The sequence below is a fragment of the Mucilaginibacter psychrotolerans genome, from assembly GCF_004519315.1.
GTDB classification, from domain to species: domain Bacteria; phylum Bacteroidota; class Bacteroidia; order Sphingobacteriales; family Sphingobacteriaceae; genus Mucilaginibacter; species Mucilaginibacter psychrotolerans.
On record NZ_SOZE01000004.1, the window covers coordinates 209,706 to 235,584 of the forward strand.

The 25,879-nt window shown below is 46.1% G+C and carries 29 protein-coding genes and 1 riboswitch; of the genes, 16 read left to right on the forward strand and 13 right to left on the reverse strand.

Annotation, left to right across the window (positions count from 1 at the left end):
• The first annotated feature begins 17 nt into the window (after positions 1 to 17).
• Both E2R66_RS06510 and E2R66_RS06515 read left to right on the forward strand, forming a co-directional pair.
• Positions 18 to 902 (forward strand): lysophospholipid acyltransferase family protein, encoded by an 885-nt coding sequence (locus E2R66_RS06510; RefSeq protein ID WP_133227661.1) that lies wholly within the window; start codon positions 18 to 20, stop codon positions 900 to 902.
• Entirely contained in the window at positions 902 to 1,939 is a 1,038-nt protein-coding gene (locus tag E2R66_RS06515; RefSeq protein WP_133227984.1) for a glycosyltransferase family 2 protein, read from the forward strand. The genes E2R66_RS06510 and E2R66_RS06515 overlap by 1 nt, the downstream gene beginning before the upstream one ends.
• A gap of 157 nt (positions 1,940 to 2,096) precedes the next feature.
• On the opposite strand, the gene E2R66_RS06520 is transcribed toward E2R66_RS06515, so the two are convergent.
• Complete coding sequence (locus E2R66_RS06520) at positions 2,097 to 3,224, reverse strand: tetratricopeptide repeat protein (protein WP_133227659.1); 1,128 nt, start codon at positions 3,222 to 3,224, stop codon at positions 2,097 to 2,099.
• Positions 3,225 to 3,317: 93 nt separating this feature from the next.
• Between E2R66_RS06520 and E2R66_RS06525 the strand changes: the two genes are divergently transcribed.
• Positions 3,318 to 3,608 carry a hypothetical protein gene (locus E2R66_RS06525; RefSeq protein WP_133227657.1) on the forward strand — a complete coding sequence of 97 codons (291 nt, stop codon included), beginning with the start codon at positions 3,318 to 3,320 and terminating at the stop codon, positions 3,606 to 3,608.
• 163 nt (positions 3,609 to 3,771) lie between these two features.
• Here E2R66_RS06525 and E2R66_RS06530 read toward each other — a convergent pair whose 3' ends face one another.
• Positions 3,772 to 4,374, reverse strand: a complete 603-nt coding sequence (locus E2R66_RS06530) for a zinc ribbon domain-containing protein (RefSeq protein WP_133227655.1) — start codon at positions 4,372 to 4,374, stop codon at positions 3,772 to 3,774.
• 710 nt (positions 4,375 to 5,084) lie between these two features.
• Between E2R66_RS06530 and thrS the strand changes: the two genes are divergently transcribed.
• The 4 genes from thrS to rplT all read left to right on the forward strand — a co-directional run bounded on the left by thrS (position 5,085) and on the right by rplT (position 8,304).
• Positions 5,085 to 7,010 carry a threonine--tRNA ligase gene (gene thrS, locus E2R66_RS06535; protein ID WP_133227653.1) on the forward strand — a complete coding sequence of 642 codons (1,926 nt, stop codon included), beginning with the start codon at positions 5,085 to 5,087 and terminating at the stop codon, positions 7,008 to 7,010.
• A gap of 1 nt (position 7,011) precedes the next feature.
• On the forward strand, positions 7,012 to 7,578 hold the full coding sequence (gene infC, locus E2R66_RS06540; protein WP_133227651.1) for a translation initiation factor IF-3: 567 nt from the start codon (positions 7,012 to 7,014) through the stop codon (positions 7,576 to 7,578).
• A 104-nt stretch (positions 7,579 to 7,682) separates the two neighbouring features.
• Complete coding sequence (gene rpmI / locus E2R66_RS06545) at positions 7,683 to 7,883, forward strand: 50S ribosomal protein L35 (protein ID WP_133227649.1); 201 nt, start codon at positions 7,683 to 7,685, stop codon at positions 7,881 to 7,883.
• A gap of 76 nt (positions 7,884 to 7,959) precedes the next feature.
• Positions 7,960 to 8,304 carry a 50S ribosomal protein L20 gene (rplT, locus tag E2R66_RS06550; RefSeq protein ID WP_128535117.1) on the forward strand — a complete coding sequence of 115 codons (345 nt, stop codon included), beginning with the start codon at positions 7,960 to 7,962 and terminating at the stop codon, positions 8,302 to 8,304.
• Positions 8,305 to 8,629: 325 nt separating this feature from the next.
• Here rplT and E2R66_RS06555 read toward each other — a convergent pair whose 3' ends face one another.
• The 5 genes from E2R66_RS06555 to E2R66_RS06575 form a co-directional block, all read right to left on the reverse strand.
• Complete coding sequence (locus tag E2R66_RS06555) at positions 8,630 to 9,082, reverse strand: hypothetical protein (protein ID WP_133227647.1); 453 nt, start codon at positions 9,080 to 9,082, stop codon at positions 8,630 to 8,632.
• Between the two features lie 379 nt (positions 9,083 to 9,461).
• Entirely contained in the window at positions 9,462 to 10,007 is a 546-nt protein-coding gene (locus E2R66_RS06560) for an REP-associated tyrosine transposase (RefSeq protein WP_133227645.1), read from the reverse strand.
• Positions 10,008 to 10,452: 445 nt separating this feature from the next.
• Positions 10,453 to 11,346, reverse strand: coding sequence for an SRPBCC family protein (locus E2R66_RS06565; protein ID WP_158288346.1), 894 nt, complete (start codon positions 11,344 to 11,346; stop codon positions 10,453 to 10,455).
• Between the two features lie 71 nt (positions 11,347 to 11,417).
• Positions 11,418 to 12,665: a serine hydrolase gene (locus tag E2R66_RS06570; protein WP_133227641.1), complete on the reverse strand. Its 1,248-nt coding sequence runs from the start codon at positions 12,663 to 12,665 to the stop codon at positions 11,418 to 11,420.
• A 278-nt stretch (positions 12,666 to 12,943) separates the two neighbouring features.
• On the reverse strand, positions 12,944 to 13,528 hold the full coding sequence (locus tag E2R66_RS06575) for a hypothetical protein (protein ID WP_133227639.1): 585 nt from the start codon (positions 13,526 to 13,528) through the stop codon (positions 12,944 to 12,946).
• Between the two features lie 322 nt (positions 13,529 to 13,850).
• Positions 13,851 to 14,047: riboswitch (cobalamin riboswitch) on the forward strand.
• Positions 14,048 to 14,149: 102 nt separating this feature from the next.
• Here E2R66_RS06575 and E2R66_RS06580 point away from each other — a divergent pair.
• The 4 genes from E2R66_RS06580 to E2R66_RS06595 all read left to right on the forward strand — a co-directional run bounded on the left by E2R66_RS06580 (position 14,150) and on the right by E2R66_RS06595 (position 18,353).
• Positions 14,150 to 16,093, forward strand: coding sequence for a TonB-dependent receptor plug domain-containing protein (locus E2R66_RS06580; protein WP_133227637.1), 1,944 nt, complete (start codon positions 14,150 to 14,152; stop codon positions 16,091 to 16,093).
• A gap of 51 nt (positions 16,094 to 16,144) precedes the next feature.
• Positions 16,145 to 16,717 (forward strand): DUF6580 family putative transport protein, encoded by a 573-nt coding sequence (locus tag E2R66_RS06585; protein WP_133227635.1) that lies wholly within the window; start codon positions 16,145 to 16,147, stop codon positions 16,715 to 16,717.
• Between the two features lie 119 nt (positions 16,718 to 16,836).
• Positions 16,837 to 17,517: an SIR2 family NAD-dependent protein deacylase gene (locus tag E2R66_RS06590; RefSeq protein WP_133227633.1), complete on the forward strand. Its 681-nt coding sequence runs from the start codon at positions 16,837 to 16,839 to the stop codon at positions 17,515 to 17,517.
• A 122-nt stretch (positions 17,518 to 17,639) separates the two neighbouring features.
• On the forward strand, positions 17,640 to 18,353 hold the full coding sequence (locus E2R66_RS06595) for a Dph6-related ATP pyrophosphatase (protein ID WP_133227631.1): 714 nt from the start codon (positions 17,640 to 17,642) through the stop codon (positions 18,351 to 18,353).
• A gap of 220 nt (positions 18,354 to 18,573) precedes the next feature.
• Here the strand turns inward: E2R66_RS06595 and E2R66_RS06600 are convergent, their stop codons facing one another.
• Complete coding sequence (locus E2R66_RS06600; protein ID WP_133227629.1) at positions 18,574 to 18,822, reverse strand: hypothetical protein; 249 nt, start codon at positions 18,820 to 18,822, stop codon at positions 18,574 to 18,576.
• Between the two features lie 97 nt (positions 18,823 to 18,919).
• Positions 18,920 to 19,627 carry a DUF3291 domain-containing protein gene (locus E2R66_RS06605; protein ID WP_133227627.1) on the reverse strand — a complete coding sequence of 236 codons (708 nt, stop codon included), beginning with the start codon at positions 19,625 to 19,627 and terminating at the stop codon, positions 18,920 to 18,922.
• Positions 19,628 to 19,700: 73 nt separating this feature from the next.
• On the opposite strand from E2R66_RS06605, the gene E2R66_RS06610 reads away from it, so the two are divergent.
• From E2R66_RS06610 to E2R66_RS06625, 4 genes are all read left to right on the forward strand, one after another.
• A complete protein-coding gene (locus E2R66_RS06610) occupies positions 19,701 to 20,177 on the forward strand; it encodes a GAF domain-containing protein (RefSeq protein ID WP_133227982.1) in 477 nt (158 codons plus the stop codon).
• Positions 20,177 to 20,833: an alpha/beta hydrolase gene (locus E2R66_RS06615; RefSeq protein ID WP_133227625.1), complete on the forward strand. Its 657-nt coding sequence runs from the start codon at positions 20,177 to 20,179 to the stop codon at positions 20,831 to 20,833. The genes E2R66_RS06610 and E2R66_RS06615 overlap by 1 nt, the downstream gene beginning before the upstream one ends.
• Entirely contained in the window at positions 20,830 to 21,432 is a 603-nt protein-coding gene (locus tag E2R66_RS06620; RefSeq protein WP_133227623.1) for a DNA-3-methyladenine glycosylase, read from the forward strand. The genes E2R66_RS06615 and E2R66_RS06620 overlap by 4 nt, the downstream gene beginning before the upstream one ends.
• Positions 21,433 to 21,670: 238 nt before the next feature.
• Positions 21,671 to 22,168 carry a pyridoxamine 5'-phosphate oxidase family protein gene (locus E2R66_RS06625; protein ID WP_133227621.1) on the forward strand — a complete coding sequence of 166 codons (498 nt, stop codon included), beginning with the start codon at positions 21,671 to 21,673 and terminating at the stop codon, positions 22,166 to 22,168.
• A 422-nt stretch (positions 22,169 to 22,590) separates the two neighbouring features.
• On the opposite strand, the gene E2R66_RS06630 is transcribed toward E2R66_RS06625, so the two are convergent.
• Together E2R66_RS06630 and nudK are read right to left on the reverse strand one after the other, a co-directional pair.
• The gene (locus E2R66_RS06630) at positions 22,591 to 22,965 is read right to left on the reverse strand and encodes a DUF4406 domain-containing protein (RefSeq protein ID WP_133227619.1); all 375 of its coding nucleotides are present in this window, start codon (positions 22,963 to 22,965) and stop codon (positions 22,591 to 22,593) included.
• Positions 22,962 to 23,540, reverse strand: coding sequence for a GDP-mannose pyrophosphatase NudK (gene nudK / locus E2R66_RS06635; protein ID WP_133227617.1), 579 nt, complete (start codon positions 23,538 to 23,540; stop codon positions 22,962 to 22,964). The genes E2R66_RS06630 and nudK overlap by 4 nt, the downstream gene beginning before the upstream one ends.
• Positions 23,541 to 23,602: 62 nt before the next feature.
• Here nudK and E2R66_RS06640 point away from each other — a divergent pair, with 62 nt between their 5' ends.
• The gene (locus E2R66_RS06640; RefSeq protein WP_133227615.1) at positions 23,603 to 24,352 is read left to right on the forward strand and encodes a DeoR/GlpR family DNA-binding transcription regulator; all 750 of its coding nucleotides are present in this window, start codon (positions 23,603 to 23,605) and stop codon (positions 24,350 to 24,352) included.
• 108 nt (positions 24,353 to 24,460) lie between these two features.
• Here the strand turns inward: E2R66_RS06640 and rsmD are convergent, their stop codons facing one another.
• The gene (rsmD, locus tag E2R66_RS06645) at positions 24,461 to 25,009 is read right to left on the reverse strand and encodes a 16S rRNA (guanine(966)-N(2))-methyltransferase RsmD (protein WP_133227613.1); all 549 of its coding nucleotides are present in this window, start codon (positions 25,007 to 25,009) and stop codon (positions 24,461 to 24,463) included.
• Complete coding sequence (locus E2R66_RS06650) at positions 24,997 to 25,797, reverse strand: DUF3822 family protein (RefSeq protein ID WP_133227611.1); 801 nt, start codon at positions 25,795 to 25,797, stop codon at positions 24,997 to 24,999. The genes rsmD and E2R66_RS06650 overlap by 13 nt, the downstream gene beginning before the upstream one ends.
• Positions 25,798 to 25,879 lie beyond the last annotated feature (82 nt).

Consider the following 25,879-nt stretch of genomic DNA (forward strand, 5'->3'; position numbering starts at 1 on the left):
CAAAATTGGTTAAAATAATGTTAAAAAAAGCGGCAGACGGTATAGGTATATTTTTTTGGTACCTGTTTTCCTTGCTGCCTTTTTGGTTTTTATACCTTTTTTCCGATTTCCTTTACCTCATCATCTATTACGTAGCGAAGTACCGCCGCCGTGTAGTGCGCGATAACCTGCGCAACGCCTTTCCCGATAAAAGCGATGCCGAACGCCTGAAGATAGAAAAGGACTACTTTAAATACATGGCGGATTTACTGGTGGAGACCTTCAAGATGGTCAGCATATCTGAAAAGGAATTGCGCAAACGCATGCACATGACCAACCCCGAGATTGTTGACCATTACTTTAGCCAGGGCAAAAGCATCATTGCAGCTGCCGGGCATTATGGTAACTGGGAAATGTCGGCACTGGCCTTTGGTTTGCTTACACCCAATAAAACCATTATCGTTTACAAACCGCTTACCAACCCCACGTTCGATGCCTTTTTAAATAAACAGCGGGCGCGTTTCGGCTCTATGCTGGTGACCATGAAACAAACGCTGCGCACCATCATCGGTCTAAAAAATGAGCGCATCGTGAGCGTGCTGGCATCAGATCAAACCCCTGGTGTAAACGAGGTGAATTATTTTACCACCTTTTTGAATCAGCCCACCGCCGTGTTTTTGGGGATAGAAAAGATAGCGAAGATGACGGATGCCGCCGTGGTATTTTACCGGATAGAACGCGTTAAACGCGGGTATTATACCTACACGCTAGTGCCGCTGATAGATAACCCGAAAGATACCGCCGAGTACGAGATAACCAATACGCATGTGGCTTATTTGGATAAGCAGATCAAAGAAACCCCGCAGTACTGGCTCTGGAGCCACAAACGCTGGAAATTTAAACCCGAGGATTTCAGGAAATGATGCGCACGCCAAAAGTTGCCGTAGTTATATTGAATTGGAACGGCATGCAGCACCTGCAGCAGTTTATGCCATCGGTGGTAGCCTCTACTTATCCCAACCTGGATGTGGTGGTGGGCGATAATGCCTCTACCGATGGTTCGGTGGCCTTTTTGCGTGATACCTATCCAACCGTAAGGATCATCGAAAACGATGAAAACTACGGCTTTACCGGCGGCTACAACCGCGTACTTACACAAGTAGAGGCCGATTACTATGTACTGTTGAATACCGACGTAGAGGTAACCCCTAACTGGATAGAGCCGATAATTGCCCTGATGGAAAGTGACGAGCGCATAGCCGCCGCCGGACCGAAACTGAAATCGTACCACCAAAAAACACACTTTGAATACGCGGGCGCAGCCGGGGGATTTATGGATCATTTTGGCTATTTGTTCTGCCGTGGGCGAATATTCGACGTGCTGGAAGAAGATAAGGGGCAGTACGATACGCAAAGCGAAGTTTTTTGGGTATCGGGCGCGGCACTGTTCATCAGAAAGGAATTGTGGGATGCCTCTGGCGGCCTCGACGAGACCTTTTTTGCGCACATGGAAGAGATTGACCTTTGCTGGCGATTGAAAAATATGGGCTACAAAATTATGTATAGCCCGGCATCAACGGTGTACCATGTAGGCGGAGGCACGCTCAATGCCGAAAGTCCTTTCAAAACTTATCTCAACTTCCGCAATAACCTGCTAATGCTGAAGAATAACCTACCGTTTTGGCGGGCATTTTGGGTTATCGGCATCCGCTTTTGGCTAGATTTGCTGGCACTGCTCAAATTCCTGCTGGAGGGCAAGGGCAAAAATGCCTGGGCCATCAGTAAGGCGCACCAAAACTTCGCGCGTAGGCTGTTCTGGAAAACCAAAGGCGAGGGGCGGAAGATCAAACGCAGCGGCTGGCAAAACCTTACCGGCTATTATGCCCGAAGCATCGTATGGGATTTTTTCGCCGGTAAGAAAAAGAAATTCAGCGAGCTGGATAGGAAGGCGTTTAGGTAAGGCCTTTCTTTTTCCCCTCTTGAGAGGGGGCGAGGTGGATATGAGCGGTGGGAGGGGTGTGTTGGTCTGCTATGCATTTGCCGCCAACACACCCCTGCACCCCTCTCAAGAGGGGAATCGCACGTACCCCCGCTCTTCTTGTCGAATTTTTCGTCAATTACTTCACCTTGCTTTTAGCATAAGCGATATAAGCCTGCTGTCCTTTAGGCGGTTTACTAGCCAGGTATTTCCTATAGTATTTGAGTGCGCTTTTATTATCCTTTAAATTTGTTTCGTATAAATTGGCCAGCGAGTAGTATATCAGCGGGCTTTCATCAAACTGCAATCCTTTCTGGTAGGCCTGCACCGCTTTTTTGTATTGGGAAAGCTTCTCGTTACTATCCGCTATTTCGCCGTAGTATGATGCTATGCTGGGCGATATGCCTTCTGTTATGGCTTTTTGCAGGTAAGCTATTGCCTGTTTATGGTCCTTCATAGCTTTGTAGCACATGGCAGTATAATAATAGGTGTATTCGTTTTGTGCGGGCTGTGCTATGCTGGCAAAGGACTCGATAGCACAGGTATAATTTTTTAAGTTAAAATACGATATACCCAGTTTGGTCAGCATGCCGCTGGCGTTATTGCCCGCTTTGATCAGCTTATTGCAAACATCTACGGTTTCAGGCCATTTCTTTTGGGCGAAGTTCAGCTTCATCAGGCTTTCCAACAATACGATGTTTTCCGGGTCGGCGGCTACGGCCAGCGTCAGCACCTTTTCGGCCTGGGGAAGTAGCTTTATCTCGATATAGCGGTTGGCCAGGTCTGCGGCTACATCCGGTTCGGCAGGGTTGAGTTTGTTTGCCCTTTGCAGGTAAGCAATCTGTGAGCCGATGTCGACTTTATCCAGGCTCAGTTGCGCCAGCTGCTTAAATACCATAAAGTTGGTGCTGTCGCGGGCAGCTATACGTTTATAATAGATTTCGGCTTTTAGGGAGTTGCCGCGGCGCATATTGATATTGCCCAGACTAAACAAGGTGCCCAAACGGGTTGAATCGATATCGTAAATACGTTGGTAATATCCTTCAGCCTCGGGCAGGCGACCAGCCATATTGGTGGTATAAGCCAGTTGGGAGAGGGCTTTCGGGTCGGTAATGGGTTCGGCGTAAACAGATTTTAAGTAGTCGGCAGCTTCGGCAAAGCGTTGGTTCTGGTAATAATCTAAAAGCAGCGCATCATCGGCTTTATTTTGTGCAAAAGCACTTATCCGTAGGCATGTTAACAGGAGGAAAGAAAGGATGTATTTCATATAACTAAGTTATTAGTTGTAAACTGAAATTCCAAATGCTAAACAAATTTATCTTTTCGGTGTTGCATATTTAAACGTAAAGAAAATATTATTATGGATAAGTTAAAGAAATTTGGATTGATGGAGAAGATAGTCCATGAATTGGAAGATTTAAAAAATAGCCAGCAGGCAATCATCCAAAAATTGGGCAAGATAGAAGTGGATAATATGGACCTGGGCAACAAACGCCTGGAAAAGGACCTGCCCGACATGCATCAGCGTGTAGCAGATAACCTGGATACCATTGCCAGTATCCTGGAAGATTTCGCCACTCAAACCGACGAGTTTAGCGACAAGAACAACATCGCTGCATTGAAAGAACAGGAAACGATAGACAATTTATAGTAGTAAAATACCGCTAACGCAAAAAGCCCCTGGTAGGGGCTTTTTGCGTTTTTAGGGAATAATATCGAATGCTGAATGTCGAATCATGAATATCGAAGTTTCCTTTATTATTGGCAATTCAGCATTCGGTGTTCGATATTAAATCATCCACTAAAGGGTTTGATTATTCCCGCTTTATATCAATTATTTCTTCTTTTTTGTCCATTGCCTTTAAATCGGCAACAGAAACAGCCTCTTCCTGAGTCTCGAATTCCTTGCTTTCCAGGTCGCTGATATCCATGTAGCCGTGATTTATCTGGTATTTGCTATCCAGCAGAAAGACGCTGTCGCCTTTAACACGATTAACTTTGGCCACGGTAAAAGCCGTATCGCTTAAACGTATATGGATGATATCCCCCTTTTTTAGGGACGGAATCATTTGGGTTACTTTTTGGGATTTTTGCTGTTGATTAACGGTAATTGCCACCGCAACCACCGCAATCAGCAACAGGCCAGCGAAGGTCCACACCGGGGTTTTGGTTTGCGCTTTGATGTTGTCGTAGCTCAGGCGCAGGCCGGCGGGCATTTCCTTTAGTTTCAGCACCTGTTTGCAGTGCGTGCATTGCGAAACGCCCGTTTTCCCGATAGGAAATAAAGGTATCCAAAAAATGTGCGCCCATTGCTGCAGCACACTGATGTGTACTGTGTTGCGCGAGTTGCAGTTGGGGCAGGCATCTACTACCTGTTCGGTGGTGAGCGCTTTGGCCGTGGTTCCGTAGATAATCATGGTTATTGTAATAAGATAATTTGGTGGTGGTGAAAGTAAGGAAAATAGTGAAGAGTGTTAATGTGGTTTTGTTAAGTTATTTGACTTGCTGTATAACCCGCGTTAGCGATAGTAGTGGAAACCCTGGAATGAAGTCCCCACTTCTATCAGTGGGGACGGAATGAGGAGTTGTAACGGATAGCGCGGCCCGCAGGGAACGCCATAAATACCCTCTGCCCTGAAGGATTATATCTCCGCCGCCGTTGTTATTGTCACTAATAACTTTTTTCAGTTTAGCGTTGTTGATTGCGATATTCGGTTTGTTGGTCACAAGACCAACAAAGGCGCAACGATGCCTTATTTTCTTTTCGGTATAGAGGTTCCTTTCGGCGATTCATGGTTCACTGTCATTGAGTTAAGGGTATATTGAATTAAATAAATTCACGCAAAGCCGCAAAGCTCGCAAAGAATTTAGGTTTACCCCTTTGCGGCCTTGGCGGCTTTGCGAGATAAAAAATCTTAACTTGACGACTTGGGCTAAGGTACATTTCTGCCACCTAAATTAAAATTGACTTCCAGCCTATAAAATTAATCCTACCTTTGCGCCAAATGCAAATCACGTTAGTATGTGATTTTTATAGCTCACTATTTATAAATTTTTAACCGGGCTTCTGGAAAGTCTTTCCCCTTGAGGGGAGAGATTTAGAGAGGGGCTCAAATCATAGTTGTAGATGATTAGTATTACACTTCCCGATGGTTCCGTTCGTCAGTATGACAAAGGAATCACTGCCATGCAGATAGCTTTGTCTATCTCCGAAGGTTTGGCACGTAACGTATTAGCCGCCGAAGTAAACGGCGAAGTATGGGATGCCAGCCGCCCTATTGATGAAGATTCAGCCGTAAAATTACTGACCTGGAACGATCCTAAAGGTAAAGCAACCTACTGGCACTCGTCGGCGCACTTGCTGGCCGAGGCTTTGGAGGCTTTGTATCCGGGTACTAAGTTCGGTATTGGTCCGGCCATCGAAACCGGTTTTTATTACGATGTGGATTTTGGCGACAAAACCCTCTCTTCCGACGATTTCAAGAAGATCGAGGATAAGATGATCGAACTGGCCAAGGCCAAGAACGAGTACATCCGCAAGCCGGTGAGCAAAGCCGACGCAATTGCTTATTTTACCGAGAAAGACGACGAATACAAACTCGACCTGATTAAAGATCTGCCCGATGGCAGCATCACTTTTTACACACAAGGTAACTTTACCGATCTGTGTCGCGGGCCGCATATCCCCAATACAGGCTTCGTAAAAGCAGCCAAGCTCATGAGCCTTGCCGGTGCCTACTGGCGCGGCGATGAGAGCCGCAAGCAGCTTACACGCATCTACGGGGTTACTTTCCCTAAAGCAAGCGAGCTGACTGAATACCTGCACCTGATAGAAGAAGCAAAAAAACGCGACCACCGCAAGCTGGGCAAGGAACTGGAATTGTTCGCATTCAGCGAAAAGGTGGGTATGGGTTTGCCATTATGGTTGCCCAAAGGCACCGCCCTGCGCGAACGCCTGCAGAACTTTTTGCAACGGGCACAGGTAAAAGCCGGTTACGAGCAGGTGATGACTCCGCACATCGGCCATAAAAACCTATATGTAACTTCGGGCCACTACGAAAAATACGGCGCGGATTCGTTCCAGCCGATACGTACCCCGCAGGAAGGGGAGGAGTTCTTCCTGAAACCGATGAACTGCCCGCACCACTGCGAGATTTATAAAACAAAACCACGCTCGTACAAGGACCTGCCCGTTCGTTTGGCAGAGTTTGGTACCGTGTACCGTTACGAGCAAAGCGGCGAGCTGCACGGTTTAACCCGCGTACGTGGCTTTACACAGGATGATGCCCACTTGTTCTGCCGCCCCGACCAGGTGAAGGAAGAGTTCAAGAAGGTTATTGATCTGGTATTATACGTATTCGGTGCCCTGGGTTTCGAGAACTATACCGCACAGGTTTCGCTGCGCGATCCGGAGAACAAAGCCAAGTATATCGGTACTGATGAAAACTGGGCCCTGGCCGAGTCGTCCATCATTGAAGCAGCAGCTGAAAAAGGATTAACTACTGTGGTGGAATTGGGCGAGGCTGCCTTTTATGGCCCTAAGCTCGATTTTATGGTGAAAGATGCCCTGGGCCGCAAATGGCAGTTGGGTACCATACAGGTAGATTATAATCTGCCCGAGCGTTTCGAGCTGGAATATACCGGCAGCGATAACCAGAAACACCGCCCGGTGATGATTCACCGCGCGCCATTTGGCTCAATGGAACGCTTTATTGCCGTGCTGATAGAGCATTGCGCAGGTAATTTCCCGCTGTGGTTATCGCCCGAGCAGTTTATTATTTTGCCTATATCTGAAAAGTATGAAGATTATGCAAAAAAACTTTCAGATGAGTTAAAGAATTCCGATATTTGCGGGCTAATTGATTTCAGGGACGAGAAAATCGGTCGCAAAATACGCGATGCTGAGGTCAAAAAAATCCCTTATATGCTCATAGTGGGCGAAAAAGAGGCTGCCGAAGGGCAGGTTTCGGTTCGCAGGCATGGCAAGGGCGATTTGGGAAGCATGAGCATAGAAGAATTGAAACAACAAATAATTAAAGAAATAACAGTATAACTTGGCATTAAACAAACCTTTCAACAGAGGACCAAGGCTTCCTTTCAAGAAAAAAGAGGCCGAACATAATATCAATCAGTTCATCAGGGCACAGGAAGTGCGCCTTGTAGGTGACAACGTTGAGCAGGGTATCTTCTCGTTAAGAGATGCTTTGGCTATAGCGCAGGAGCAGGAACTCGATTTAGTTGAGATTTCTCCCAACGCTAATCCACCCGTTTGTAAAGTAACGGACTATAACAAGTTCATTTACGAGCAAAAAAAGAAGCTTAAAGAGATAAAAAGTAACGCTAAGCAAACCGTTATCAAAGAAATCCGCTTCGGACCGAATACGGACGACCACGATTTCAACTTCAAGCTGAAACATGCCACCAGCTTTTTGGAGGCCGGCGAAAAGGTGAGGGCATACGTGCACTTTAAAGGCCGCGCAATTGTGTATAAAGAGCAGGGCGAGATATTGTTGCTGCGTTTTGCACAGGCCCTGGAAGAAGTGGGCAAGGTAGAGCAATTGCCAAAGTTGGAAGGCAAGCGGATGTTTTTAACCGTAGCGCCTAAAGCAGCGAAGAAGTAGAGGCAAGATTGTTAGAATCAAGAACCAGGAGTTTTGTCTTGATTCCTGGCTCTTAGCTCTTGTTTCTAAAAACAGAATAAATTAAATATATATAATAGAGAGTTATGCCAAAAATGAAAACCAATTCCAGTGCTAAAAAGCGTTTTAAGCTTACTGGAACCGGTAAAATTTCCCGTAAAAACGCATACAAAAGCCACATCTTAACCAAGATGTCGACAAAACGTAAGCGTAACTTAGGTCACACCAGCTTAGTTTCTAAGGCTGACCTTGGTAACGTAAAACGTATGCTTTGTATCGGAAAGTAATTACACAAATTTTTTAACCAGGTATTAGAGTACAAAAGCTCCTTAACCGGACACTCACTACCAAAAACAACAACACATGCCACGTTCAGTTAACGCAGTCGCGTCGAGAAGACGCCGGAAAAGGATTATGATCCTCGCCAAGGGTTATTGGGGATCAAGAAGCAAGGTTTACACCGTTGCCAAAAACACAGTAGAAAAAGGTTTACAGTACGCATACCGCGACCGTAAAACCAAGAAAAGAGAATTCCGCGCTTTGTGGATACAACGTATCAACGCAGGTGCCCGTCAACACGGTATTTCTTATTCACAATTAATAGGCAAATTAGCCGCTAAAGAAATCGGTTTGAACCGTAAAGTATTAGCCGATTTAGCCATGAACCATCCTGATGCTTTCAAAGCAGTTATTGATGCAGTGAAATAAGAATCAAAATTCTTTAAATATATAAAAACGGCCTTCGAGTAATCGGAGGCCGTTTTTTGTTTTAGTAGCCAGCCAATGCTTTAAACTATTTCATTGCGAAAACGGCGGGGGGGGGTAAAGCGCGTAGGGTTTGAAGCAACCTCTTCGCCATGCAAAACGATTTGCAGATGATGAGACAGCCTAGTCGCGCCGGTGCCTCATAGGCCGCAGCAATGACAAATCTGATAAACCTCGTGCCATTTAGTTAGGCGAGAGTACGACTATGCCCGCAGTTAAAGCCGAAACAAATTGCCTCGAATTTGACTAATGCTTTATATGTTAGAGTTTAATCAAACAACGGTGGACGTACCGTTTGTGTGCACGTTATTTCGCTATGGCGACCAGTATTAAAAACAACATACTTGCCTCTTACACTTTTAATTTCAAATTTTTTTAGCTTCCCATGATAACGCAGATTAATTTTACCGACCTCTGAATCTATAGTAATGGGATACGACGTTTTAGTCTCGGAAGTAGAAATAAAGTATCTGCCATTTTTCTTTTCCACAGTTACCCAAACATACGTTAAACCATAATACTTATTGCTCGTTAATATTGCATTTTTAAAAATCAGTGAGTCATTTATAAATAAATCAACCTTGTCTTTTTTAAAATGTTCTCCAAATTCAATATCTAAATGGATGCTGCTATCTCGGCGCAAATTCTGAGCCTTGCTACTTTGAATAAAAAAAGATAATAAAATCAAATTAATTACCTTCATTAAGTCTACCTTTTTCATTTAATATTTGTGATTTTCGTGCCCGTATTTAGGCGAATTAGATTAATACATTAGTGACATACTGGTCAAAAATGGTTGGTAAAACCCTCGTATAATATTGATTATCAATTAAATGTATTTTCCTAATTGAAGTTGGTTCCAATTGATTTTTTAAAGGCGAGTTTTCTTAGCCATAAGAGAGCACAGCCAACAACAAATATGTCGCATGGAATGCTATAAGCAGATTTTATTTCTCGAATGAAAAAACTATAGTAATTTTATCTGAACTTATTACCAACCATTTTTGACCACATTGCCACATTAGTTTATCTTTCATGTTGCCACCATGCTGCCGCAAGCGTCCCCGCTTGTGGCCCGCATGCAAATCAGCGGATGTTGTCTAATCAACAATTACTTTTACCAGGCCTTTAATACCGGCGTAATCGCGCGCGCTTCTGTATAAATATTCGTAATCATTTTCAACAAAGCCGGCTTCTACCGGATTGTTGTGCGTATAATCTATCTTTTGTTGTATAACCTCGTTGCTCCAAAGTTCGATGGGTTGGTTATGCTGTTGCCAAAACTGGTAATTGGTATTGTTTGAGTTTGCCACCCCGGCTTTTTTAAAAGCGTTCAAAAGCCATTCTCGGCGGCTTTCCTGCATATTACCTTCGATTAGTTTAGTGAGACTTCTGGAAGTAACCGATTTGAACCCGCCTATCAAAGTTTCAGGCTTTTCGATAGTCGATTTAAAAACCAAATGAATGTGGCTTGGCATAATGCACCATGCGTAAATTTCCATTCCTTTGTTATCAACGCAATAGTTAAGGTTTTCTACGATGCAATCAAAGTACAGCCGTCGTACAAAAACATCTACCCAAAAAACGGTAGCAAAACTTACAAAATATAAACCCTCCGGATTGTGGAACTTGTAATTGCGGCTCATGCCTAAAAATAATAAACATCAATTATATGGCAAAGTAATTCTGCATGAGGGGGCTGCTTTGTATGGCGTAGACTTTGCACGCGGGCCACAAGCGGGGACGCTTGCGGCAGCGGCTGGCTATATATGGCAATGGGTTATCTTTTATAAGGGGCTGCTTTGCATGGCGAAAACTTTGCATGCTGGCCACAAGCGGGGACACTTGCGACAGCGGCTGCTTTGCATGACGTGTACTTTGCATCCGGGCCACAAGCGAGGACGCTTGCGGCAGCGGTGAGAACGGCCTCCGTGTAATCGAAGGCCGCTTTTTATTCGATACTTACCCCAAACGTCATTCTGAACTTGTTTCAGAACCCCATCATAAAAGTAGCCGCAGTGCGTATCCGCCTTGCATGCCGACTACCTGCCGTGTGGGGTGCCGAAACAAGTTCGGTATGACGGCTGGGATTTAGTATTTATTCCCCTCCGCATTCGGCCATTGCCTTTGCTGCTCAACCTCATCACCTGTCGACGTATCACTGTTTTCCGCAGTTGGTTCTTTTTCGTGCCGGGCAGCTTCCTGATAGCCAGTCTCTTCTTCTTCAATCACAATGCCTTCAATCACATATGCCTCCGGCTCTTCGTAAGCCGCAGCGTATGGGGCGTTGCCACCTTCAATATCCATGTATTGTTTAAAATTACGCACATCGTTATCCACCATATTTTTAAACACCGGGTTCAGGATATGGGCTATACCGCCGCCGAAGCCGCCTGCAGGCGGGCGGTAGGAGATGGTGATATCTACCAAAGTGCCATCGCCGTCTTCGCTATCCTGGAAACGCACTTTGCCGGCATTATCAATCAATGAACCGGGTAAGGAGCTCCAGCCGATCATATAGCCCGGGTCGTCGTGCACTATTTCGGCATCCCAACTTACGGCAGGTACGCCTAAGGGTAATTTCAATACCCAGTGCGAACGCGTGTCGTCTATCAGATCCACGCTTTTCAGGTGTTTCATAAACAAGGGCAGGTTATCCAGCTTGCGCCAAAAATTGTAAACTTCCTGCCTTGGTTTATTGATGAAATAGGCCGAACGGATGTTCACGTTAACCGGCTCGGTGGAGTTACGGCCCATGGCAGAATACAAATCGCAATGCCCGGTAATACCGCGGTTAAGCAGGTAACCGCCTGCACCAATCTTAATAATGCTGGAGAACGGACTCTTGAAAATGCCTTTCAGGCCGGAAAGCGCCAGTTTAGTGCCGGTTGCTATAGATATGGTGCGTTCGGCGGTTGATAAATTTATGCTTGCGCCCTGCTCTTTTGCCGGGCCTCGGTATCTGTTAATGTTTGCTGTTGTCATGGTGGATGCTAATGTTTTACCCATTTTTAACAGCCGCAGCATCCCGAAGTTTTCTTTTAGTTAAATAATATTCAATTGCGGTAAACAAACTTGAATTTCTTCAAATCGGGCAGGTGCTTTTTGGGGCGGCTTAGTTCGTACTGCATCAATACCTGGCCCAGGTTTTTCATGAAGGGGAGGCACACGGTTTTGTACTCGTATTTGTTGTCGTTCAGGATGCCATCTTCGTTAGATTGTACTACAGCAGCCAGCATAAACTCCACCTTGTTCTTAAAATCTACGATGTAAGCATTGTCGATATCATACCCGTACGAGTCGCCGATTTTGTTGAATATGCGCACATCGGGGTTAATCGTTGCCAAACTATCGGCGCCATAATATAGGAATTTGCAGTAAGCAGGGTAAAATTCAGGGGCGGGGTAGCCGGGTTTATTGCTTTCGGTGGGCAGCATGCTCATGTATTTATAGATGAATTTGTAGTCATCAGCCGTTAAATTGAAACGTTGTTCTGTGGGAAAAGTCTCCGGGAATAGCAACCGGCGCAGTACCATTTGCTGGTTTTCGATGGTGTAAACATTCATATTGGCAAAGCTGAAGGGCTGCATAACGAGGCTGTCCTTGCGGTTAAGGTAGCCTTTGCCCTGTAGCATGTTCTCTAAAGTCATGGGGTAATTGAGGCTATCGCGCAGGGCGGCTTTGCTGTAGCGTAGTTTTTTGCCATCGTAAAAAGCAACAGGATTGGTATTACGCGCGCTTTCACCACCATCGCCAACAGCAAGGCGACTAACAATACGGGTGTTATTCAGCCCGTATTTCTTTAGTTTGGTATTGATTTCGGCCCTTCCGATAAACTCAAAAAGGCGGTTATAAGCATCGTTATCGCTCACCAGCAATATCTTTTTGATATAATTATCGATAGATGGCAGTCCGTTCATGGCCGAGGTATCCGTTAATACCCGGCTTTGGCCCGCATAGGCGCTATCGGTAAGCATGGCGGCTTTTTTTAGTTTTTTGAGGCCCAATTCGTTCGCTTTCTCCAGCGCGAAGATGGCCGTTGGCAGCTTTACCGTGCTGGCCGGGTAAAAATAGCGGTTGGCGTTAAGGTGGTAACTGTAGGTGGTAAAGTGCGGTACATTGTCCTTATCCCGGTCTATTTGGGTGTACAGTATCTGCACCTCGTTTTGGGTGGGGTGATTCAATATCCCGCTGAAAAGCTCGGGATGCGCCTGTAACAGCGTTTTTAAGAATACAGTATCTGTTTGCTGCGCGGAGGCAATGCCGGATAGTAGGGTGAAGAAAAGGAGAAAGCGAGTGGTCATATGTGCTTTTTAATTGATATTCGGGCCAATTGTCTGAATTCGAATTTTTTCGCTGATGTTGTAATTAGGTGCTCAAGGAGGGCTGCGCCGTTTAAGGAATTAAGTGAATTTTCAGAATAAAAGAGTAGCTCAACGAATGCTGCATACTTTAAGGATTTAAGAAACTTCCGGAATACAGGGTAGCACAATGAATCCTGTGCATTCTTAAAATTCCTTAAAATTCGAGTTTAGACAAACCTCCGCCATCCAAGCGTGGACGCTTGTCGCGGCGTGAGTTTTTACTCCCATTTGGTAAATAGGTGAAATTTCAAATCCTTCTCTTTAAGTGAGTCTTCGTATTCCTTTACTTCTTTATAGGCATTCTCCACTATTTTATCATTGTCGTACCAGATGTCGTCCGCCGGGTAACAGCAAACCCCATCCGTTAGTTTTGTGAGTATAGCACTTGTTAAGGCGGCGAATCTTAATTCGAAAGTATCGCCGACATGCCAAACAAAGGTTATTTCTTTAGTGCAATTTGCCAAACGTTTTTCGAACTCCGGTGGTGCAAAGGTTTCTTCCGGCGTTTTCTTGCTTAACAGTTTGCCCATGAAACCCTTTTTGGGATTTAGCTCTTCCAGTTTTTCTGCCAAACTAAAATCATCTTTATAAAGCTCAAATCCGCTGATTAGGTCTTTGCCTTCCAGAACTTTGAATTTCGGGTTGTTGAATTTGAATTTAAATGGTAAAAATCCGGTTGGGGTGGTGAAGGTAAAGTCAGGATGAACTTCCACCACCATATCAAAATTGTTTAGCTGTTTGTTGATTTCGGGGATAAGGTTGTCATCCAGGGTTTTGGTAAATACTTGTAAATCTAAGCTCATACGTATGATTAAATTAGGGTACAGTAGTAGGTTAATAGGTTACGGTCTGCACTAAATATATTAACAAATCATCCATTCGGGCGATGCTGGATGCAAAAAATGGTAAACTTCCACACCGATTTGGCCTATTGAGCGTGGACGCTTGTCGCGGCTGTGAGATTGTCTGAACTCGAATTTTAAGGAATTAGAACAATTTCCAGAATTGAAAAAGGCAACATAATCATTCTGCCCATTCAAAAAATTCCTTAAAATTCGAGTTCAGACAATTCTTGCCATAGGATAAATATACAAGCTTTTGTTTGCGGTTTATAAACCTTGTAGTACTTTTACACCCGCTAAAGGTTCCCGGTGTTGCCATCGGGATTAAAAGGGAATACAGTGTAATTCTGTAACTGTCCCGCAGCTGTAAGCTCTATCAACCGGAGTCCAATCTTTAAAGTCACTGTTCGTTTTTGCGCGAATGGGAAGGCAGGACAAAGGGGAGCAAGTCAGAATACCTGCCTCAGCATTATATTATTCATAGCTTTCGGGGATTGAAGCTTGAGTGCAAATGCTCTTCGTTACAGTGTATTTCCATTCTGTTCATTTCTTGTATGCTGTGGGGTTAACACTCACAACAACATGAAAAAAAATTACGTAATCGTTGCTGCAAGCCTGGGGCTTGCACAACTGGCGCTGCATAGTACTGCAGCCCGCGCCCAGGACACCACCCGGGCACTCAACCAAGTGGTAGTAACCGCTACCCGCTCACCAAAAAAACAAAGCGAAATAGGCAGGGTGGTTACCACCATCAGCGCACAGCAAATTGCCCAATCGCAGGGCAGGAGCCTGCCGCAATTGCTGAACACCGTGCCGGGCATTACCTTTTCGGGTGCGCAAAATGCACCGGGCATAGGTACATCAGTTTTTCTGCGTGGCGCATCAACGGGTAATACATTGATATTGATTGATGGTTTCCCGGCAAATAATGCAGCTTCTATTGATGGTAGTTACGATTTGAACGCTTTCCCGTTAGATCAAATCGACCATATCGAGATACTGAAGGGTAGCGGCTCTACGCTTTACGGCTCTGATGCGGTAGCAGGGGTTATTAACATCATCACCAAACACCCGCAAGGGCAGGGACTTAAAGGCAATCTGCAGTTTGTTGGCGGTAGCTACGGCACCTTTAAAGAAGCCGCCGGATTGAATGGTAAATTGAAGAATACCGGCATCGCCATCAACCTGTCCAATACCGATTCTAAAGGTTTTGCTGCCTCGACGGATGCAGCCGGTATCGGCGATTTCAGGAAAGACGGCTTCCACCAGCGCTCAGCCAGCGTGAATGTGGACCAGCAAATCACCAACAAATTCGCGCTTAACGGCAACCTGCAGATCAGCCGCAACAACGGTAATTTGCCCTACGGCGCTTTTAAGGACGATCAGAATAATGATTACAAAAACACCTTTTTATTCGGTGGCGTTGGTGCAAAAATTCAACTGCCAAAAGGCTTGCTGAACTTTAATGTAAGCCAGAATACGGTACACAATAACTTCACCAATCTGCCGCCCGATAACGGCGGAACCCACTCGGAGACCATTAACTATGGCCGCATTACCAATGCCGAAGCAGTTTTAAATTACAACCTGGGCAAGTATTTTGATATTACCAGCGGCGCGGGCTATAAATACAGCTATACCAACCAGCATAGCCTGTATGAAGTTCCGGGTTATAACCCCGGGCCAAGCGATACCACGGCCCATAGCGGTATCGGAAGCGTTTATGCCTCGCTGTTTTTCAAATCGGATATTTTCCACATGGAGTTGGGTGGCAGGTACAATCACCATAGTGCCTTTGGCGATAAGTTTACCTATACCATCAACCCGTCGGTATTACTGGCCGATCAGTTTAAGGTGTTCGGTACCATTGCTTCGGCTTTTAAAGCACCTTCGCTTTATCAGCTTTCGTCGGAATACGGTAACAGCCAATTGAGACCCGAATACACCCACAGCTATGAGGCCGGGTTTGATTGGGAGATTTTAAAAAATACGCTTTCGTTCAATGCGGCATTCTTCAAACGCAATGCTAAGGATGTGATCTACTTCTTCTCCGAATCTACGCCGCCATACAGCTCTTTCTACAAAAACGGCACCTTACAAAAGGACAAAGGTTTTGAAACCGAGCTGAAATACCACGATAAAAAGCTCAGCGCATCGGCATGGTACGCTTATGTAACCGGTAAATTAACCGATGCCGACGGCGTAACCACCAACAACCTTTACCGCAGGCCGAAGAGCACTTTCGGTGCGAATGTATCGTACCAGGCAACTGCCGATTTCCTTTTCGGGGTGGTGTATAAGTACACCGGCAGCCGCACCGAACAGGATTTTGCCACTTATCCGGCTACTATTGCAACGCTTAAAAACTACAACCTGGTAGACCTGCACCTGCAATACAGCGCCACCAAACAGCTTAGTTTTTTTGGTGATGTGTACAACGTGCTCGATACCAAATATGTAGATTGGTTGGGCTATAACACCCGCCGCACCAACTTTACGCTGGGGGCAAACTACCGGTTTAAATAGTGTTTTATATTACAAGCATTAATCAATAAATTTGTCTTACATTATTCAACTATGTCGTTACAAAAGATCAATACCCGCAACACCGTGCTTATCCTGATGATTATTGCATCGGTAGCTATGCGTTTGCTTACCTTTAAATTCCAGTGGCTAAGCAATTTCACCCCGCTGGGTGCTATCGCCTTGTTTGGCGGTGCGTATTTTACCGATAAATGGAAAGCATATGCGGTTGTTTTAGTATCGATATTCCTGAGCAATATCCCGGTGAACTATTTCTACACCGGCAAAATCACCCTGTTTAGCGGTAGCGATATTTGGATGTACGGATGCTTTGCGCTGATGATATTTGTGGGCAGCCTGATTAAAAAGGTGAACGTTTTGAACGTTGCGTTGGCCGGTATCGCGTCGGTACTCATCCACTGGTTGGTGATGGATTTGCCATGGTTATACGGCACTTTTTACCCGCACGAATTGGCAGGTTACGGTACCTCTTTAGTGGCGGCCATCCCTTTTGAAATGAATATGGTGTATGGCGATTTGCTATTCGGTACCATCCTTTTCGGTGGTTTCGAACTTGCAAAAAGCAAGTATGTAGTATTGCAAGACAAGAAACAACTGGCACTTTAAGCCTTAATTTTTGATATTTTAGGGGCGGTTTTGTATGGTCAAAACCGCCCTTTTTTGTAAGATTTTTAAAGATTTTTGAAGAAATTCAAAGGTTTTTTAAGGAAAAATAACACCGAATTATGGAAAATATCGTCATCCTTACGGGCGCAGGCATTAGCGCAGAGAGCGGTTTAAAAACCTTCCGCGATAGCGACGGCCTCTGGGAGGGCTACAATATAGAAGACGTTGCCACCCCCGAAGCCTGGGCCCGCAACCCCCAAATGGTGCAACAATTCTACAACGAAAGGCGTAAATCGGTGCTGGAAGCACAGCCCAATTTGGCCCATTTTGCCCTGGCAAAACTGGAAGAAAAGTACCAGGTAACCATCATTACACAGAATATAGATGACCTGCACGAACGCGCCGGATCTACCAATGTAGTACACCTGCATGGCGTTATTACACGCTCGCAATCTAGCCTTAATCCGGCCCTTACATACCCCATAAATGGTTGGGAAATTAAGATGGGAGAGACCTGCGAACTGGGTTCGCAGCTGCGGGCGCACGTGGTTTGGTTTGGCGAAGCGGTGCCTATGATAGAGACCGCAGCCCGCATTTGCAGCGATGCCGACATCTTTATTTTGGTCGGTACATCCCTTGCCGTGTACCCCGCTGCGGGCCTCATTAACTATGTTCCGCGCCAGGTAACGCGCTATATTATCGACCCGAATATCCCCGTTTCATCCGGCAGCCGTGTGGTAGAAATGCCCTACAAAGCCACCATTGGCGTGCCTATGTTGGTGGAAGAATTGATGGGTTAAGCACGTTTAATATCGAATAATGAATGCCCAAAACGGAGAGATGAAGTTGGAATTGCGGTGTGATCTGCCATGAAATATTGGCTGTAAACCACTCACCACTCACTAAAAACTACTCACCCCAAATGAAAGCTATCTTCAATTGGAGCGGCGGTAAAGACAGCGCCCTGGCCCTTTACCATTGCCTGCAAAACCCTGAAATCGACATTTGCTACCTTGTTACCACCATCAATGATGCCGCCGACAGGGTATCCATGCATGGCGTTCGGAACGAACTTTTGGAGCAGCAGGCTGCCCAAATCGGTATCCCTTTGTACCCCATCCGCCTGCCCGAAATGCCCGGCATGGAGGCCTATGACAACATCATGCGCGGGCATCTGGAGTACCTGAAAAGCGAGGGAATAACGCATTCCATCTTCGGCGATATCTTTTTGGAAGACCTCAAAAACTACCGCGATGCCCGCCTTGCCGAGGTGGGTATGACCGGTATTTACCCCCTCTGGAAACGGGACACAAAAGAGCTGATCAACGAGTTTTTGAGCCTTGGTTTCGGTACGGTTATCGCCTGCGTGCAGGAACGGCTGGAAGCTTTTTTAGGCCAGAAAATAGGGGAAGAGCTGATTGCCGGTTTGCCGGATGGGGTGGACGTTTGCGGCGAGAACGGCGAGTTCCATACCTTTACTTTTAAGGGTCCGATCTTCAAAGAGGCAATAGGGTACAAAACTGGTGAGCGCGTTTTTAAGGAATATAAAGCTCCTGAAAATACCGATGATAGCTGCGTAAAGGATACCGATAAAAAAACATCCGGTTTCTGGTATATCGACCTTTTACCCGCTTAACCGCCCATTTATTTGGCATATTTTATGGCCAAATTTAATTATATCGTAAATGATAAATTATTTATTTATCAGTGATTTAAATTGTATTAGTTGAATTTTTTATTTAGATAACTTAAACTTTTCAGGGCAAAGATTGACTGTTTTGCCAAATTAAATTCTGTTATCTTGATTTACTAAAATTAAATAGTTAATTGTCAGGTATTTAACACCGTTTTGTTAATTAGTAATTGTACCTGTAGTAGGCTTCGCGATAATCTTTCAGCATGTCGGCAAAGCGAGCGGAAACGGTCTTTAAAAATTCTTCATCAAGCAATTCAAAAACGCTGTTCACGCCATCGGTCAGGTCCATCTCGGGTATCTTGTAACTCTGCTCCATGCTCCCCTTCTCAATCTTCACGATGAATTTTTGGTTCATGTTCAGGATGGATATCTTGAATTCGGGGTGCGGCAGTTCGGCTATTATTCTCATGTTGATTATTGATTTTGGTAATTTTTAAATGTCGAATATCGAACTCCCAATTTCGAATGATGAAGTTCTTTCCTTCGAAATCCGCGTTCATTATTCATCATTCGTTATTCAAATTTATCCCTTCCAAAGGGTTCTTCCCATTCAGTGTGCCCCTGCTTTCGAGGACGGCGAAACGGGCAAAAAGCTCTTCGCTGTACCAGCCCTCGCTGCGGGTTTTTTTGATGACCTCGGCGTGTTCTTTGCTGCCATAGGCAAAGGCTTTCATGTGGTCCATACTCTCCCAAACCGAGAAGGTGGCTTGCCGGTAAACCGGTGCCTCACCCACGCCGATTGACGTGATATAACCGGGTGCCTTCGTCATCAATTGGGCCACCTCATCCACATGGCTCCAGAAGTTTTTTAGTCGGCTGGTTTTGATGGTTGCCCGGGTGAGCACGGCCATTGGCCCGGTACCCGGTTTAGCATCCGGTTTGCCGAAGGGTTCTTTTCCATCCCATTTTCCATGGCTCATCACGGGCTGGCAAAGTACGGTCCATTGCTCGCTGCCCAGTGCTTTCCACCACTTGCTTACGAAGGATTTTTGTTGGAATTCTTCATAGTCTTCGCGGCTATCCCATACGGCCAAAAGGCCCCAGTGTTGCCAGTCGGGTTGCAGGTCGAACGTGCCATTGCGGCCTGTGCCCAACAGTTTCCAAAACGTGCAGCCTGCTTGCATGGCCATGGGTAAACGGTGTACGGCCATACCCAGCAGGGCGAATGGCACGAAGCTTTTTCGGTAACGAACAATGGTGAGGCTGACGATCATCTACTGCGAAATAAAATATTAAATATGAGATTTGGCTTATTTAGTTTTGCACCTCGCTACTTACTTTTACACCATGGCAGAAGACCTCAAAATAACCACTTCGGCAGATAAGGCCGAACAATACCAATCGCTTATTCCGCAGATTGAAGCTTTGCTTTTTGGCGAGCCAGATCTGGTGGCCAACCTGGCCAATGTTTGCGCCGCACTGAAGGAACAGTTCAAATGGTTTTGGGTGGGCTTCTACCTGGTGAAGGGCGATGAGCTGGTACTTGGCCCTTTCCAGGGGCCGGTTGCTTGTACGCGCATAGGCAAGGGCAGGGGCGTTTGCGGTGCGGCCTGGGCTAAAGCAGAAACGCTGGTGGTGCCCGATGTGGAGGAGTTCCCAGGGCATATTGCCTGCAGCTCGCTTTCGCGCTCGGAGATCGTGCTGCCGCTGTTCAAAGATGGCGAGGTAGTAGGGGTGCTGGATGTGGATAGTGTCGAGCTTGCCGAGTTCGATGAGACCGACGCGCAGTACCTGGCCGAAATTATAAAGCTCATCAAATTTTAATGGCGAAGGTATTTTTGATTGCCGGACTGGGTGCGGATACGCGCCTTTACCAAAACATCGTTTTGCCCGAAGGTTATGAGCCCGTGCCCGCCGATTGGATAATTCCTGCGGAAACGGATACTTTAACTACCTATGCACAAAAGCTTGTGAGCCATTATGCTATCGCCGATAACTCAATTGTTATTGGCGACTCGCTGGGCGGGATGATTGCGGTAGAAATTGCCAAGCAGGTAAAGCTGCAAAAGGTAATTTTGATATCGAGCATCAAAACTGCCGACGAAGCACCCTGGTATTTCAAGTTGTTCAGAAGCGTGCCGGTTTACAAACCCATCCCCGGTACCTTGTTCAATAAGCTTGGTTTTTTGGCGGGGCCCATATTCGGCAAGATGTCTGCCGATGAACTGAGTTTGTTCAACAGCATGCTGAGCAAGTCCTCGCCTGTTTTTTTAAAATGGGCCATGCATGCCGTGCTGTATTTTAACAATACCGAGCCTATTGCCAACTTATACCACATCATCGGCGATAAGGACCAGGTGTTCCCATGGAAGAAAATCAAAAACCCAACGGCTATCATCAAAGGAGGTACACACATCATGGTGTTCGACAGGGCAGATGAGATAAACAAATTGCTGGCCGGTATCCTGCAAACCTCATGAAGCTACCCGAGGCATATTACCTGAGCAGTGATGTGGTTGCCATCGCCCGGGACTTATTGGGGAAGTATCTCTTTACCTGCATAGATGGTGTAACTACCGGCGGATACATTGTTGATACAGAAGCGTATAATGGTATCATTGATAAAGCTTCCCATTCGTACGGCAACCGCATTACGCCGCGAACCAAAACCATGTTCGAGCAAGGCGGCATTACCTATGTTTACCTTTGCTACGGCATCCACGAGATGTTTAACATCGTCACCTCTGTAGCGGGTCAGCCGCACGCCATCCTTATCCGCGCTATCGTACCTACCGATGGGCTTGATGTGATCATGCATCGGCGAAATATGGATACCCTCAAACACCATATCACCCGCGGCCCCGGCTCGGTTGCAAAGGCACTGGGGATATCGCGCAAAATAAACGCCTGTAGCCTGCAAAGCGATACGATATGGGTAGAAGACCGCGGATTGCATTTTGATGCGGCTGAGGTGGCCGCAGGCCCCCGTATCGGCGTGGATTACGCCGGCGATGATGCCTTGCTGCCCTATAGGTTTTATTTGCGTGGGAATGCCTTCGTAAGTAAGCCTAATAAGTAAAGTTCTCCCTAGTGGTTAATTAAGCCCCGTGGCGAGTTTAGTTGCTTCATGCCTCTTCGTGGTCGTCTATTGTTTTTTGATGGCTTGGCGGGCCTTAAAGGGGGTTCTGCGGGCGCGATGTGGTGTGGTTCCTGGCAACTGGAACCATATTCAGCTCCTTCAATCCGATATTTTTTGCAGGCATCGCTAACAAATATCGCATTTGTTCGTATATAACTCATCCAAATTCTTTAATGAGATGAGCACACACCCTACCACCGAAAACCTGAAGTACCTCCGCAACGAGATCAACGAAGTGAAAACCGCCATGCTGACCACCTACAACGCGGCGCGTGGTTTCAGTAGCCGACCTATGGGCACAGCCGATGTAGATGCCGAAGGCAATATCTGGTTCTTCACCAACGAACACTCAGAGAAAGCCAGTGAGATTTCCGTAGAGAATTCTGTTTCCCTTACGTACTCCGACCCGAAGAACCATACCTATCTCAGCATTATCGGTGAAGCCGTACTGGTAGACGACAAAGCAAAAATGAAGGAACTTTGGAACCCTTTTGTAAAATCCTTTTTTCCCGAGGGGTTGGAAGATCCCGAACTGATGCTGTTAAAAATTACACCCACCGATGCCGAGTACTGGGATAGCGGCAGCAGCAGTATGGTGGTATTGTTCAACATGCTCAAAGCGGTTGTGACCGGGCATCGTGCAGATGTGGGCAGGCATGGTACGATTGAGCTTTAACAGTTTGAATATCGAATACCGAACCCCGAATTTTGAATGATGAAGTAATTGAATCCCGCGTTCCAGAAATAAAAGACATACGTCATTCTGAAATTTTTTCAGAACCCCATCATAAAGGTAACCACCATGCTACCCACTTGCATGCCGATTACCCGCCGTGTGCGGTGCCGAAACAAGTTCGGCATGACGTTTTTTGAATATCGAATTTAACACACCCGTCATTCTGAAATTTTTTCAGAACCCCATCATAAAGGTAGCCACCATGCGGCCAACTTGCATGCCGCTTGGGGTGCCGAAAATAATTCGACAGACTTTTTTTATGTTTATGTAACCTTTATAATTAATTATTAATCAATTTATTAATAGCTAAATTGTAAAGTGATTTCCCGCTCTTTTTTTCCTTCAGTGTTCACCATTCGATATTAATTCCTTGCGTCGTTCAATAACTCCTCCAGATCATAGTACACTTTCAATCCCATGTTTTCGGCAAAGACTACATCGCCGTCGGCACCTTTTGATGCGCCTTCAATCCTCAGGATGGCATCGCAGCGGGTAATCAACCGGCGGGCAATGGGGTAGGATATCTCCTCGTAAATTTCGTCGCCGGCATATTTGCAGCCGGCTTGCTTTAAAAGCGGGAGGGCGAACCACTCGCCGATAATGGGGATATGCCCGGCGCGGAACAATGCTAAAGCGGGTTCTTCCATGCGCTGCAGGTTTTGGGCCATCATGGTGGGATCGTCATTAGTGCCCGAGCGGTATGGCCCGGCGATGAGGATGGTTAAGGCTTTCTTCATGATAAGAGCTTATTGATTTGTGCGTATTGTAACAGGATAACGGTTTTGGCATCGCGTATCTCTCCGGTGGCTACCATCCCCAGCGCATCGGCGAAAGACAATTCCAACACTTCGATGTTCTCATGTTCATCTGCGGCGCCACCGCCTTCGTTCACTTTCATGTCGCTATCGTACTCGGCCACAAAAAAATAAAGGATCTCGGTAACCGAGCCAGGCGACATATATAGTTCGAAAGCCTTTTGCACCGAATGGATCTGGTAGCCGGTTTCCTCTTCTGTTTCGCGGCGGATGCATTCCTCGGGGTTATCATCGTCCAGTAGTCCCGCACAGCATTCAATCATCATACCATCCTCATTGCCATTGATGTATGTAGGTAACCTAAACTGCCGGGTAAGTATTACGGTACCCTGTTTGGGATTGTACAGCAGTATTACCGATCCGTTGCCACGGTCGTAAGCCTCGCGCACCTGGATTATGGTGCTGCCATCTTTTACCCTGCCTTCAAAGGTTATCTTCTTTAGCGTGTACCAATTGTCGGAAAGTATCTCGGTTTTAAGGATCTTGATGTTATCCATATTTAAAATTGAACGAAATTGATTGATATTGATTATATTTGAACAAATTACAGGATAATAAAATGAACTTTCAAAAGAGGAAGCAAAAAATTTTTGAGGAACTGGATAGCAGGGGCGAGGTAGATATCAAAAAACTGGCTGCCGAATTAGGCATAGCTGAAATTACCGCCCGGCGCGATCTTAATCAACTGGCCGCCGATGGCCTGCTTTACCGCACCCACGGCGGGGCGGTAAAGGTGAACCCGCAGGAGCGTCCGCATGCCTTCGTCAACAAAACGGCGCAGAACGCCGAGGTTAAGGATGCCATTTGCCGGGTAGCGGCTGCGCAGATACAGGAGGGCGATATTATTTTTATGGATTGCGGCAGCACGGTTTTCCGGCTTTGCCAGTTTATTAAGAACAAGAGGATAAAGGTAATAACCAATTCGCTGCCTGTTATTTATGAGTTGCAGGATAGTGCTGTTAGTTTGAACATCATCGGCGGTGAACTGGACGATGCACGACAGGCAATGCATGGCATCATAGCCAACGAGCACATTGCGCGGTACCGCGCCACCAAAGCGTTTTTAGGGGTAGATGGTATTTCTCTAAACGGCCTTTTCGCCAATAGCGAAAAAGAAGCAGGCATTACCACAGCCTTCGCCGGCAACAGTGCATACACCTACCTGCTTTGCGATGCCGGCAAAATAGGCCGCGAAACGTATTTGAATTTTGGCGGTTTGGATATAGTGGATGCCATTATTACAAATGCAGGGGCAGAGGTAATGCAGGATTATGAGGAGCGTGGGGTGAAGGTGCTGCGGGCGGTGTAGAGGGGATTTTAGAAGACTAAATTAAATTTCGAATAATGAATTCTGAACACCCAACGCCGAATTGCTTTTTCCTTCGTTATTCGACATTGGATATTCGGTGTTCGATATTCAAGGAGCTTCTTCCTCCGCTCTAAAAAACGAAAAAGACGAATGCCCGTATTTCCTTTGCTCCACAAAAGCCTTGTGGTTACTTAGGTTCTGTAGCGATTGGTGTTCTACGATGAGCAGGCCACCTGGTTTAAGTAATTGCTTATCGAAAACGATTTTAGGTATCTCGGGGATCTTGTTGAGGTCGTAAGGTGGGTCGGCAAATACCAGGTCGTATTGTTCGCTCTCCATATCCAGGTATTTGAATACGTCGGCCTTAAAAGTTTGTATCTGGGTAAGGCCGTGCTGGCGGGCGGTATCTTTTAAATAAAAAACGCATTGCTGGCTGCGGTCTACGCTGGTAACCTGCGCCGCGCCCCGCGAAGCAAACTCCATGGAGATATTGCCGGTGCCGCTGAAAAGATCCAGCACGATGATATCTTCAAACTCAATTTGATTAAGCAGGATGTTGAATAGCGCCTCTTTGGCCATATCAGTAGTGGGCCGTACCGGCAGATTATTTGGCGGGTTAAGTCGCAGCCCCTTTAAGCGTCCCCCTATAATGCGCATAGTGATAAAGCGGCAAGGCTTAGTATTTTATGCGGCACTACCTGCTGCGGCAATACAAGCACCTTAATATCGTTGATGCGTACTTTGCCGAAAAACTCGGCCAGGTAAGTGAAGCTCTTATCCGAATCGTTGATATCGCCGCTAAGTACCAAAGTTAGCTTTTCGGGTGTGAGGCCCAGTTCATCGGCCACAAAGGCGGCAAAGTAGGCAAGTTCCTCGTGGCTCTTGTAGGCAAAGTTGTTATAAAAACGCAGCCCGCTGTAGTTAAAGTTTAAAATCTCTACTACGCCGTTCTCTATGTTCAGGTACAAATCGGTACTGGTGGGGTAGTTGCTGGCTATGGCCTCTATCCAGCCTTTAGCGCGGTAAACGATGGTTTCGTTTTGGAAGGTGCCCTGCGTAGCAGCGGCGGCTTCGTCTACTTTATAAATAATGGTGTTTTTGCTATCGAGTGGCTGGGCGTACACCATATCGTTCTCCTGCACATCAAGTAGGCGGGCCACTTTTGCCGCATATTCATCATCAAACAAGCTTTCGGGCATCAGCGTAAAACCGCCCGCAGTTAAGCCCGTGATAACTTTTTTGTAGTTGGCGGTAAGCACTTCGCGTAACCACTGCGGTTTTGTTAGTTCGGCCAGCGGGCAATTCTCGGCCCAGGCCAATAATTTTTTATGGTGGGCAATGGCATAGCTGAAACTATGCGCGTCAATCTGTAACAACAAATTGTAATCAGCAGCCTGACTAAGGTTCAGTTGCTCGTCGGTGTATTTGTAGTTGTGCTCGCTCATGCAGGGTTTAACAAAAGTAATATTTTTTCGGCTTACTTAATTAAGATAGTTGAGAGGTTTTTTGATCAGGTGTTTGTTAATA

Bases quoted from the DNA above. Each gene is read 5' to 3' on its own strand.
- E2R66_RS06575 (WP_133227639.1), bottom strand. From the start codon at position 13,528: ATGAGCTTAGATTTACAAGTATTTACCAAAACCCTGGATGACAACCTT.
- E2R66_RS06585 (WP_133227635.1), top strand. From the start codon at position 16,145: ATGTCGTTACAAAAGATCAATACCCGCAACACCGTGCTTATCCTGATG.
- rplT (WP_128535117.1), top strand. From the start codon at position 7,960: ATGCCACGTTCAGTTAACGCAGTCGCGTCGAGAAGACGCCGGAAAAGG.
- E2R66_RS06565 (WP_158288346.1), bottom strand. From the start codon at position 11,346: ATGACAACAGCAAACATTAACAGATACCGAGGCCCGGCAAAAGAGCAG.
- E2R66_RS06510 (WP_133227661.1), top strand. From the start codon at position 18: ATGTTAAAAAAAGCGGCAGACGGTATAGGTATATTTTTTTGGTACCTG.
- E2R66_RS06620 (WP_133227623.1), top strand. From the start codon at position 20,830: ATGAAGCTACCCGAGGCATATTACCTGAGCAGTGATGTGGTTGCCATC.
- E2R66_RS06650 (WP_133227611.1), bottom strand. From the start codon at position 25,797: ATGAGCGAGCACAACTACAAATACACCGACGAGCAACTGAACCTTAGT.
- E2R66_RS06530 (WP_133227655.1), bottom strand. From the start codon at position 4,374: ATGATTATCTACGGAACCACGGCCAAAGCGCTCACCACCGAACAGGTA.
- E2R66_RS06590 (WP_133227633.1), top strand. From the start codon at position 16,837: ATGGAAAATATCGTCATCCTTACGGGCGCAGGCATTAGCGCAGAGAGC.
- rpmI (WP_133227649.1), top strand. From the start codon at position 7,683: ATGCCAAAAATGAAAACCAATTCCAGTGCTAAAAAGCGTTTTAAGCTT.
- E2R66_RS06555 (WP_133227647.1), bottom strand. From the start codon at position 9,082: ATGAAAAAGGTAGACTTAATGAAGGTAATTAATTTGATTTTATTATCT.
- E2R66_RS06515 (WP_133227984.1), top strand. From the start codon at position 902: ATGCGCACGCCAAAAGTTGCCGTAGTTATATTGAATTGGAACGGCATG.
- thrS (WP_133227653.1), top strand. From the start codon at position 5,085: ATGATTAGTATTACACTTCCCGATGGTTCCGTTCGTCAGTATGACAAA.
- nudK (WP_133227617.1), bottom strand. From the start codon at position 23,540: ATGGATAACATCAAGATCCTTAAAACCGAGATACTTTCCGACAATTGG.
- E2R66_RS06570 (WP_133227641.1), bottom strand. From the start codon at position 12,665: ATGACCACTCGCTTTCTCCTTTTCTTCACCCTACTATCCGGCATTGCC.
- E2R66_RS06625 (WP_133227621.1), top strand. From the start codon at position 21,671: ATGAGCACACACCCTACCACCGAAAACCTGAAGTACCTCCGCAACGAG.
- E2R66_RS06595 (WP_133227631.1), top strand. From the start codon at position 17,640: ATGAAAGCTATCTTCAATTGGAGCGGCGGTAAAGACAGCGCCCTGGCC.
- E2R66_RS06580 (WP_133227637.1), top strand. From the start codon at position 14,150: ATGAAAAAAAATTACGTAATCGTTGCTGCAAGCCTGGGGCTTGCACAA.
- E2R66_RS06600 (WP_133227629.1), bottom strand. From the start codon at position 18,822: ATGAGAATAATAGCCGAACTGCCGCACCCCGAATTCAAGATATCCATC.
- E2R66_RS06560 (WP_133227645.1), bottom strand. From the start codon at position 10,007: ATGAGCCGCAATTACAAGTTCCACAATCCGGAGGGTTTATATTTTGTA.
- E2R66_RS06615 (WP_133227625.1), top strand. From the start codon at position 20,177: ATGGCGAAGGTATTTTTGATTGCCGGACTGGGTGCGGATACGCGCCTT.
- E2R66_RS06525 (WP_133227657.1), top strand. From the start codon at position 3,318: ATGGATAAGTTAAAGAAATTTGGATTGATGGAGAAGATAGTCCATGAA.
- rsmD (WP_133227613.1), bottom strand. From the start codon at position 25,009: ATGCGCATTATAGGGGGACGCTTAAAGGGGCTGCGACTTAACCCGCCA.
- E2R66_RS06640 (WP_133227615.1), top strand. From the start codon at position 23,603: ATGAACTTTCAAAAGAGGAAGCAAAAAATTTTTGAGGAACTGGATAGC.
- E2R66_RS06520 (WP_133227659.1), bottom strand. From the start codon at position 3,224: ATGAAATACATCCTTTCTTTCCTCCTGTTAACATGCCTACGGATAAGT.
- E2R66_RS06605 (WP_133227627.1), bottom strand. From the start codon at position 19,627: ATGATCGTCAGCCTCACCATTGTTCGTTACCGAAAAAGCTTCGTGCCA.
- E2R66_RS06610 (WP_133227982.1), top strand. From the start codon at position 19,701: ATGGCAGAAGACCTCAAAATAACCACTTCGGCAGATAAGGCCGAACAA.
- E2R66_RS06630 (WP_133227619.1), bottom strand. From the start codon at position 22,965: ATGAAGAAAGCCTTAACCATCCTCATCGCCGGGCCATACCGCTCGGGC.